Origin of the sequence: Methylacidimicrobium cyclopophantes, from assembly GCF_902143385.2 — a bacterium.
Classification (GTDB): Bacteria; Verrucomicrobiota; Verrucomicrobiia; order Methylacidiphilales; family Methylacidiphilaceae; genus Methylacidimicrobium; species Methylacidimicrobium cyclopophantes.
This window is the reverse complement of the sequence record NZ_CABFUZ020000010.1, coordinates 1-2,194: the sequence shown is the minus strand read 5'-3', so window position 1 is coordinate 2,194 and position 2,194 is coordinate 1. Positions and strand designations below refer to the sequence as shown.

Annotated in this window: 4 protein-coding genes; 1 reads left to right on the top strand and 3 read right to left on the bottom strand. The window is 63.1% G+C overall.

Going from position 1 to position 2,194, the window contains the following annotated elements; genetic code table 11:
• Positions 1-213, top strand: a 213-nt coding sequence (locus FN369_RS10905) for a hypothetical protein (RefSeq protein ID WP_218579986.1), incomplete at its 5' end; no start/stop codon positions are given.
• Positions 214-389: 176 nt separating this feature from the next.
• Here the strand turns inward: FN369_RS10905 and FN369_RS00365 are convergent.
• From FN369_RS00365 to FN369_RS00355, 3 genes are all read right to left on the bottom strand, one after another.
• Positions 390-1,046, bottom strand: a complete 657-nt coding sequence (locus FN369_RS00365) for a c-type cytochrome (protein WP_142524241.1) — start codon at positions 1,044-1,046, stop codon at positions 390-392.
• Complete coding sequence (locus FN369_RS00360; protein ID WP_142524240.1) at positions 1,043-1,618, bottom strand: cbb3-type cytochrome c oxidase subunit II; 576 nt, start codon at positions 1,616-1,618, stop codon at positions 1,043-1,045. The genes FN369_RS00365 and FN369_RS00360 overlap by 4 nt, the downstream gene beginning before the upstream one ends.
• 14 nt (positions 1,619-1,632) lie before the next feature.
• The coding region (locus tag FN369_RS00355; protein ID WP_178087568.1) for a cbb3-type cytochrome c oxidase subunit I at positions 1,633-2,194 on the bottom strand (562 nt) is incomplete at its 5' end.

The window sequence follows — 2,194 nt, the reverse complement described above, 5'->3', positions numbered from 1 at the left end:
GTGATCGGTCGAAAACACCCAACGCCTCCACCACGGAAGCTCGACGTGGTGCCCGTGATGACCCGCTTCGTGCTCGGCGAGCGTGCCCTCGCCTCCGTGCGGCCGTGCTGTCTTTTGACTCTGCTCGTCCATGTCGTGGAACACTCCCTTTCGCTCTTCGATGAATTTTCGGGGCGGAACCATAATCCGGTCGCCCCCTACCCCTACAAGTGAATTCTTTCCATCCGGGCTGACAAGAACTTTCTACCGCACTTGTCCTAACAAGCTTAGCACCAATCTCCTCCAGGCTCCGTCGCAGGCGCGCCCCGAAAAGCGGCCTTTGGAGGAATATTGCCTCGGGGTTTTCCCGGTCCCACACGGGACCCGCTCGCCTTTCGCTCGCTCCGGCGTCAATTCTCTTTCTTCTTCCCCTTCTCGCCGCTAAGCGTTCGCAGCTCCTCGATCTTCCAAGGAGCGGCGTGGCTAGCGATTTCCGCCCGGACCGCCTTTACCTCGTCTTCGGAAACGGCGGACGCATGATTGCCCCAGGACTGTCGTAAAAAGGTCAGGATCGCCGCGATTTTGGCATCGCTCAGCGTCTTCTGCCACGCCGGCATCATCCCGTTGTAGTCGGCCCCCGCCACCTTGACCGGCCCCTGAAGACCTCCGAGCACGATCGCCGCCAGCAGGCGTGGATCCCCGTCGACCCATTCGGAGCCGGCCACCGGTGGAAACTGACCGCTCATCCCTTGACCGGTGGGTTGATGGCAAGCGGCGCAGTTCGCCTGATATTGCTCTCGACCGACCTCAAGCGGGCTTGCTGCCGCAGGCTTTGGGGCGGCAGCACCCGCTTTCCCCTCCGCCACGCCGGCCGCGGCGGCTCGCGGGAGTCCGGCCAGATAGCCGTTTGCATCGTAGACGTCCCAACGGAAGCCACCGTCGTACCGGAAGAAAAAAGCAGCTGCGAAGAGCAGGGCGATCGTGGAAAACACCCAAAATGCGCAGGGGATGCGCTCTTCGGGCTCGACGTCGCCAGCGATCTTCACGGACGGATCTTCCAGATTCATGGCGTCTTGCCCGCCTCCGTCGGCGGCACCCGCTTGAGAGAGAGCAGATAGGCCGCCAGCGCCCGTGCCTCCGGCTTCGGCACTACTTGGAACCCGGGGGGAGGCGCATCCCGGCCAGAGAGAGGAAGAGAATCGGGCAGCGGAGTTCCCAAGAGCGGGACACGTGCAAAGAGATAGCGGTAAGAGGGCATCACGGAGCCCGGATAGATCGCCCGGGGATCATACAAGAGGCGATAGTACCAGCGGACATCGCTCCGGCGTTCTCCCACATCGGCTAAATCGGGCCCGAGCCGGAGCACGCCCAGCGGGACGATATGATCCTCTAGGTAATCCGACGGCACGGTACGGCGGGCCCCCCAACCTCGGGCGATATCCGACCCTAGGTTCGCCGGTCGCACCACCTGCGTGTGGCAGGAAGCGCATCCGTTGGCCGCGTAGACCTCCGCGCCGACGGCAACGCGCCCGAAAGGCGCTCCCGCCCCCGAGGGAGCCGTCGGCCCAAGCTTTCGCAGGGGCATCCAGACGAAAAGAACCCATCCGAGCCCTGTCGCCAGGAGGATCCCTAAGAGCATCGACTTCGCTCCTCTCACGACGTCTGCACTCCTTCCAATGGGACGCCCGCAGGAGTCTCCTTTTTTCCCCCACGACGAGTCGATCCGCTTTCCACGACGAGCCAAAGAAGATGTAAGCCGAAGACGGCATGAGCCGCCAACAGGAACAGCGCCGGAGCGGCCGCACTTCGGAGGAAGGGGAGAAGCAGCACGATCACCTCATGGATGAGAACGTCGGGATCGTCGAGCGCGACACCTTGAAAGAGTCCTCCGGCGGCAAGCAGGCCCACCAGAAAGCAGATCCCGTAGGCGCTAAGCAAAAAGTGCGCCTTGGCCAAGACCGGAGAGGGCCAAGCTCGACCCAAAGCCCGCGGCAAAAGCGCATAGAGCAGGGCAAAGAAAGTCATGCCCAAAAAACCGTACAGGAAGAGCGCAAGCTGCGCCTCTTCCAAGACGGTGTAGTGGACATAGCGGCTCCAGACAGGAAGGACCAACAGAGCTCCCAGTGCGGCGGCCGCCAAGAAGGCCGCGACGCCGAATCGCAAGAAGTGCCAACCGGGATCCCAGCCGGACTCATCCGCGGGCCGACGGCGGGCC

Coding starts and splice junctions, on each gene's coding strand:
- FN369_RS00360 (WP_142524240.1), bottom strand. CDS start 1,618: ATGCTCTTAGGGATCCTCCTGGCGACAGGGCTCGGATGGGTTCTTTTC.
- FN369_RS00365 (WP_142524241.1), bottom strand. CDS start 1,046: ATGAATCTGGAAGATCCGTCCGTGAAGATCGCTGGCGACGTCGAGCCC.